Raw genomic sequence first — 6,878 nt, forward strand, 5'->3', positions numbered from 1 at the left:
GCCGACCGCCCGTGCTCGTCGACCGCCACGGGCCCCGACGGATCGGCGGCGAGCAGGTCGTCGACCGCGTTGCTGGTCATCACCGTGGAGATCTCGGGGACGTCCAGGTGGGTCGGGATCACGGCGCTGTCGGCCGTCGTGAACTCACCCACCACCGGCCGGGTGCCCACGGGCGCCGGGAAGGTCCACACGGTGCGGGGCGCGTCGCCGGTGCGGTGCCGCAGCCGGCCGCCGGTGTAGGTCACGCGCCGGCCGTCGCGGCGCTGCGCGGAGACCCGGCCTGTCGCCCGGGTGCCGGGGGTGGGGCGCCAGCTGCTGAGGGCGTACGCGATGGTCAGGTGATCGGCGACCAGCCGGTCCCCCACCGCCGCGGTGGCGAGCAGATCGGCCAGGCCGCCGTAGAAGGCGACCGCCGGCACGATCGGGATGCCCGCACCCGCGAAGGCGGCGAAGGTGTCCGCGACGACCTCGAGCTCGGCGGTGACATCGAGGTACGGAATCCCGGCCCGGATCGCGGCCTGAATCGTCGGCGCAGCGGTCGAGGCGAACGGACCAGCGCAGTTGATCACCGCGTCGGCTTCCCGGAACGCCTCGTCCAGGTCGGTGGCCCGACCGCAGGGAATCGGCGTCATCCCCCGCCGCCGCAGCTCGGCGACGACAAACCCGCCGGTGTGACCCCCGGCGCCCAGCACAGCGATCCGCTCACTCATGGTGATCAGCCTGGCCGACCCGATCCGGTACGGCCAGTGTCCGCAACGCCATACCCCGTACAGTTTCGGACATGCCCTCTGTCGCCCTGGCCGTCACCGACGGCACCCCGCTGTTCGAGCTCGCCGCGGCGTGCGAGGTCTTCGGCGTGGACCGCGACCTGGCCGCCCCCTGGTACGACTTCACCATCTGCGGCGACGACGGCGCAGCCGTCGGCGGCTGGCTCAGAGCCGGCATCCAGCACGGCCTGGAAACCCTGGCGCAAGCCGACACGGTGATCGTCCCGTCCTGCCGCGACGCCGCCGACCCGCCGCCACCGGCCCTGGTCGCCGCCGTCCGCGCAGCCCACGAGGCCGGAGCCCGGGTGGCGTCGCTGTGCACGGGCGCGTTCATCCTGGCCGAGGCGGGCCTGCTGAACGGCCGGCGCGCGACAACCCACTGGGCGCACACGGCGCTGCTGCGCGACCGCTACCCGGCGATCGACGTCGACCCGGACGTGCTCTACATCGACGACGGCGACGTGCTGACCTCGGCCGGCAAAGCGGCCGGCATGGACCTCTGCCTGCACCTGGTCCGGACCGACCACGGTACGGCGGTGGCCAACGCCCTGGCCCGCACCCTGGTGGTGCCCCCGCACCGGCAGGGCGGCCAGGCCCAGTTCATCCCGGCCGCGGTGGGCCACGGGCCGGACCACGCGCTGGCGGAGGTGCTGCCATGGGCGCTGGAACGCGTAGCTTCGCCGCTGACGGTGCGGGAGCTGGCCCGCCGGGCGGGGATGAGCTCACGGAATCTGGCCCGGCACTTCCACGCGGTGACGGGGGTCAGTCCGCTGAGGTGGCTGCTGACGCAGAGGGTGCGGTTGGCGCAGGAGCTGCTGGAGACCTCGGATCTGAGTGTCGAGCAGATCGCGTCACGGACCGGGATGGGCACGGCGACGACGCTGCGGCGGCACTTCAACGAGCAGCTCGGCGTACCGCCGGAAACCTACCGGCGCACGTTCCGCTGACCGGCGCCAGCCGCGCACCGACACCCTGTGGCAGACAGTAGGGCGTATCGCCGATCGACAGCTCAATAATGTCGGCGGCTCGGCGATCGCCGTGGTTCCGCTTTCATGATCCAGTTCGGCGCCGGGACACCGGTTGGCTTCGTCCGCGACTTCGGGCGCCAGAGGTTCGCGACTTTCGCGCCACCACGCCGACGCCGCGCGTCGTAGTGCCCGTGAGAACGAGCGCCACTCGCGAATGTTGACTGCCGGCGGAGCCGGCGATCGCCCCTCATCCCGTTCGCGCTGCGTGTAAACGATCATAAATCCATTCCGGCACGAGTGCGCGGAACTGCCGAATTTAGTGCGTTTGCCCTTTCTCCAGCTTTGTTCTCGGCAATCCTTCCCACCCCGCGTGAAGTTCGCGAGAATCCAAGCGTGACAACACGAGATGGACAAGGAAATGATCAAGCGGCGCTGCTCGGAGTGGCGCTGGCGGCCGTCATCAGCGTCAGCGTCGCAGACGGCTCCTGGGAACCTATCGAGACGATAGTAGGCTTGGTACTTCTGCTGGTCGTTGCTGCATTCTGGAACTTTCAGGCACTGAAGCATGGTCATGCGGCGCGCGTGCGACGACTGCTTGCACTGACGGCCGTCAGCTCCCTGTGTGTCTGCCTGGTCGCTGCCTGGCCAATCGATCAAGTCCGTCCAGGCCATTTGTCCAGCTGGATACTACCCGCAGTATGGGCAACTACCTTCACCATCTTCCTACTTGCGGGCATTTGGTGGAGCCGTCGCCCAGATGGTCAAGAAAGAAACACCGTCAATCCCCCGCCGGACCTACCCGTTCCGACTCATCGATCTAACGAGCCCGCCACCGTGGCGCCGATGGTTGAAGGCGCGAACAACGCCCCCGAGTCGGAGCATGTACTGACGCCGATTCAGCGGATTCCAGAAGAGGTCCGTGCTGACTCGCGTACGGCTACTCCACCAGCCAGACTTTCCGACATCCCGGCCAACCCGGTACGCCCCCCTGGCCTGTTACGGGCAAGCGGGGATGACGGCGGCAAGGTTGACGATGAGCCATTGCGTTCGATTCCGGATGAGCCGTATTCGCCGGGCTCGTGAGCCGCCCACTATCTTGAAGCGTCTCATCCAACGCGGCGAACTACTCGCAACTGCCGACAAGAGTGCTCTCGGCAGCGACTAAAGGAGGGGTGCTGTTGTGTGCTGTACGGGTCCTTCGCACCGATGCCTAGAAGGATTGACCCCTTCGGGGGTTTATTCGAGCGAGGGAATATATCGGTCACAAGTGACTGAGCTAGGCCCTCATCGTGATCGACGACGCCGTCGACAGACCATAGCCATACTTCCCGCTTACCCATACGACAAAGTCTGGCATGACTGGCCTTGGAGGGGGAGATGATTGATTACACCAGATTGATGAAAGCGTGAGCGCCCGGAACCAGCCAGAGGCGCTCATCTGCCGCGGACAAGGCGCTAAGGCCTGTGGTGCTGTTACCGTGCGTAAACGGAGTACCAGCCGACGACACGTGAGCCGGTTGTCATGGACAGGTGGCGCCCGAACTCGCGAACAAGGCCATGCGTGTCCCGAACTCCGCGGTGGTGCTCCTACCTGCAGGGCCGAGATGCCCGCCGCGGATGCCGCCGCTGCCGGTCAGATCATTTCCCCGCTTCAGGAGTCCTGGAAGGTCACAACCTGAACAGCACTTCGATCGTTTCAGTAAGCCGCTCGTCTTCCTCAGGTGCGCTGCTCACCGGTGAGGTGCCGTGTCGCCTACGTCCGGCCAGCTCCGGTCACCGGTGGGATGTCCCGGCGAAGATCGATCAGCCCGCACTCGATGCGGACGTCGTCTGATCGATGTCACCGTGATCGAGCGCCGATGTCATCGGCTGGCAGACAGGCATCAAGCCCGTCAATCGGACTCAGCGGCCGAGCTTTCGTCATGCTTGTTCACCTCGCGACCGATCCGCCGCGCGAGGCTGGCGTCGCGGGCCAGGCCGAGACCGACCGCCACAACCACGAGTAGCGTCACCGTGCCGAGGACCCATCTCATGGTCGCAGCGTACGAGCGCGCGACAAGCCAGGGCCGCTCAGTGGGCCGACCCCGCCCCCTCCGCCTCGCGTTCCGCGGCCCGGCTGTTGCGCCGCCCGTACGTCAGATAGACCACCATCCCGATCCCCAGCCAGGCCAGGAACCGCAGCCACGTCTCCACCGACAGGTTCGTCATCAGGTACAGACAGGCCAACGCCGACACGATCGGCAGGACCGGGGACAGCGGCACCCGGAACGGCCGGGACAGCTGCGGCCGCGTCCGGCGCAGCACCGGCACCGCCACCGACACCACCACGAACGCGAACAGCGTCCCGATGCTCACCAGGTTCGCCAGCGACGACAGTGGCACGAAGCCCGCCAGCAGCGCGATCCCCACAGTCACCGCGATGGTCGTCCGGTACGGCGTACCCCAGCGGGGGTGGACCGCGCCCACCTTGGGCGGCAGCAGGCGGTCGCGGGACATCGCGAAGCCGATCCGGCCGATCGCCACGATGTCGACCAGGATGACGCTGGTCAGGCCGGCCACCGCCGCGATCGAGACCAGGGACGAGGCCCAGCCGGCGCCGACCGCGTCGAAGGCCGAGGCGATCGGGGCGCCGCGGTCGATCTGGCGGTAGTCGACCATGCCGACGACCACGAACGACACCGCGACGTACAGCAGGGCCGACACGCCCAGCGTGCCGAACAGGCCCAGCGGGAGGTCGCGGCGGGGGTTGCGGGTTTCCTCGCCCAGGTTGGCCACGGCCTCGAAGCCGGTGTACGCGAAGAAGACCACCGCCGCCGCGGTCAGCACCCCGGCCACGCCGAACGCCGACGGGTCGATGCCGAACAGCAGCTGGGACAGCGGGCGGGTCAGGCCCGACGCGTCGTCCTCGACCGGTTGCGACGGCGGGACGAACGGGGTCAGGTTGGCCGCCTTGATGAAGAAGGCGCCGGCGATCACCACGAAGACGCAGATCGCCACCTTGACGACGACCAGCAGGTTGGTGACGCGCGACGACTGGCGGATGCCGATCGTGGCGACCGCGCCCAGCAGCAGCACGATCGCGACCGCGCCCAGGTTGACGACGCTGTCCTCGCCGAAGAACGTGCCGGGCAGGTCGAAGAGTTCGGCCAGGTAGCCGGACCAGCCGCGGGCGACCACGGCGGCGCCCAGGGCGAACTCCAGCACCAGGTCCCAGCCGATGATCCAGGCGACGATCTCGCCCATGGTCGCGTACGCGTACGTGTAGGCGCTGCCCGCGGTCGGCACGCTCGACGCCAGTTCGGCGTAGCAGAGGGCGGCGAGCAGGCTGGCCACCCCGGCGAGCGCGAACGCCACGATGACGGCCGGGCCGGCGTGGTCGCGGGCCTCGATGCCGGTCAGCGTGAAGATGCCCGTACCGATGACGATGCCGATCCCGAAGCCCATCAGGTCCAGCGGCCCCAGCCGCCGGCGCAGCCGTCCGTCGCCCTCGCGGCCCTCCTCGGCCTGGTCGCCGCTCTGGGCCAGGACGACCTCGATCGGTTTGGTCCGCATCATCGACACGGTGGGCTCCCCTCTGTCCGGCGCGGCTTGCGGTTACCCCCGCAGCGGGCGAACCATGCCGGTCCCGCCGGGACCGACATGGACGAGGCCGGCCCACATCGCGGGGCGCTGCCGGTACCGGTCGTGGAGCTGCCGGGCGCAGGCGTGGACCGCCTCGGGGGTGGTGCGGGTGCTGAGCCCACCGAAGGTGGCGGTGGTGGCGCGGGCGGCCACGATGTCGGGCACCGGCCAGAGGGTGGCGACGACGCCGGCGAAACCGGCCAGCCGCAGGGCGGAGGCGAGGTGGATGTTCTCGTCCGGCAGCCGGGCACCGGTGGTCGCCGTGGAGCAGGCCGACAGGTACGCCAACGTCCGGCCACCCGCGGGCGGGCGGAGGGTGATCAGGTCCCGGACGCGCAGCCGGCCGTCGGCGAGCACCAGGTGACTGTCGGAGGGCCGCTCGTGGTCCGTGGTGGCGTGACAGGCGAAATGGACCACGGACGCCTCCCGCAGCAGCTCGGCGACCCGCGTCCGGGTGGCCTCGCCGCGGGACACGACGATCGTCTCCGGGCCGAGGATGTCCCGGACCGCCTCGCTCTCCGGGACAGCCCGCGGGAGCGCGGGGTGGCCGGCGGTCTCCGGCATCGCGACCACCACAGCCGGACCGCCCGGCACGGTGTCGCCGGCGTCGAGCGCCCGCAGCGTCGGCGTGTATGAACTCACCACCCGGTGCAGGGCCGCCGCGTGCAGCGGCAGGTAGGACATCGGCCCGGTCGGCAACCACCACAGGCTCGGGGTATCTCCGTCCGGGGCGAGGCCCAGCTCGGTCATCCGGTCGAGGATCGGGCCCACCGTGGTGTCCCACAGCCAGGGGAGCAGCCCGGTCAGGGCCGCCGCGGGTTCCGCGAGGAGGGACCGGGCGTGCGCCCGGACGTCGTCGAGGTCCAGACCGGTCAGCGGTACGACGTGCGTACGGCCCCCGGTCAGCAGGATCGCGTCGCACCGGTACGGGCTGACGTTGACGATCGCGACGCACCGCTCCCCCACCAGGTCACGCAGCGCGGCGAGGCCCGGTGGACGCAGGAAGGTCCCGTCGACCTCGCGGATCTGGTCGATCAGGCGGTTCCGGGCGACGGCGGCCTCCTGGCGGCTCCACGGGACCCGGCCCGGTTCCTGGGGAGCGGCCGGGTCGAGCAGCGCGTGCAGAGCGGTGAGCCGCTCGGTCAGCTCGGGTGCGCGTTCCCGGGCCACGTCGCCACCGGATCGAAGGCTCAGGGCCTGCGCGTAGAGCACTCCGCGGCCCTGCTCCAGCACCTCGACGGCAGTGTCCGGCTGTCCGAGCGACAGCGCGCAGGCGGCAGCGGCCGAGGCCAGGCCGCCGAACTGGGCCAGGAGGCGTTCCTGGTCGTCGCGGCCGAGCCCGACCCAGGCGACGAGGTCCAGCAGGCTCACCGCCGTACCGAACGCGGCGAGCGCGCCCTGCGCGTCACCGTTCCGGGCCAGCAGGTGCCCGAGCTGCTGGGCCGCGAGCGCCCGGGACAGGACCGGCGCCGGCGCGGTGCCGATCAGCCGTTCGAAGGCGGCGACCGCGGCCGGCTGGTCA

At 70.1% G+C, this 6,878-nt stretch carries 6 protein-coding genes; 2 read left to right on the forward strand and 4 right to left on the reverse strand.

Features of this window, described 5'->3' with window-relative positions:
• Window positions 1–710 (reverse strand): saccharopine dehydrogenase (locus AB0C29_RS26595; protein ID WP_360825335.1); only part of this gene is annotated, 710 nt, incomplete at its 3' end.
• A 71-nt stretch (window positions 711–781) separates the two neighbouring features.
• Between AB0C29_RS26595 and AB0C29_RS26600 the strand changes: the two genes are divergently transcribed.
• Window positions 782–1,714: a helix-turn-helix domain-containing protein gene (locus AB0C29_RS26600; protein ID WP_360825338.1), complete on the forward strand. Its 933-nt coding sequence runs from the start codon at window positions 782–784 to the stop codon at window positions 1,712–1,714.
• Between the two features lie 414 nt (window positions 1,715–2,128).
• The gene (locus AB0C29_RS26605) at window positions 2,129–2,818 is read left to right on the forward strand and encodes a hypothetical protein (protein WP_360825340.1); all 690 of its coding nucleotides are present in this window, start codon (window positions 2,129–2,131) and stop codon (window positions 2,816–2,818) included.
• 809 nt (window positions 2,819–3,627) lie between these two features.
• On the opposite strand, the gene AB0C29_RS26610 is transcribed toward AB0C29_RS26605, so the two are convergent.
• The 3 genes from AB0C29_RS26610 to AB0C29_RS26620 all read right to left on the reverse strand — a co-directional run.
• Complete coding sequence (locus AB0C29_RS26610; protein WP_360825343.1) at window positions 3,628–3,768, reverse strand: hypothetical protein; 141 nt, start codon at window positions 3,766–3,768, stop codon at window positions 3,628–3,630.
• Window positions 3,769–3,805: 37 nt separating this feature from the next.
• Window positions 3,806–5,287, reverse strand: coding sequence for an amino acid permease (locus AB0C29_RS26615; protein WP_360825345.1), 1,482 nt, complete (start codon window positions 5,285–5,287; stop codon window positions 3,806–3,808).
• 42 nt (window positions 5,288–5,329) lie between these two features.
• A partial coding sequence (locus AB0C29_RS26620) for a CHAT domain-containing protein (protein ID WP_360825348.1) occupies window positions 5,330–6,878 on the reverse strand: 1,549 nt, incomplete at its 5' end.

The sequence above is a fragment of the Actinoplanes sp. NPDC048791 genome (genome assembly GCF_040650095.1).
In the GTDB taxonomy this organism is placed as follows: Bacteria; Actinomycetota; Actinomycetes; order Mycobacteriales; family Micromonosporaceae; genus Actinoplanes.

Bases quoted from the DNA above. Each gene is read 5' to 3' on its own strand.
- AB0C29_RS26600 (WP_360825338.1), top strand. From the start codon at position 782: ATGCCCTCTGTCGCCCTGGCCGTCACCGACGGCACCCCGCTGTTCGAG.
- AB0C29_RS26610 (WP_360825343.1), bottom strand. From the start codon at position 3,768: ATGAGATGGGTCCTCGGCACGGTGACGCTACTCGTGGTTGTGGCGGTC.
- AB0C29_RS26615 (WP_360825345.1), bottom strand. From the start codon at position 5,287: ATGCGGACCAAACCGATCGAGGTCGTCCTGGCCCAGAGCGGCGACCAG.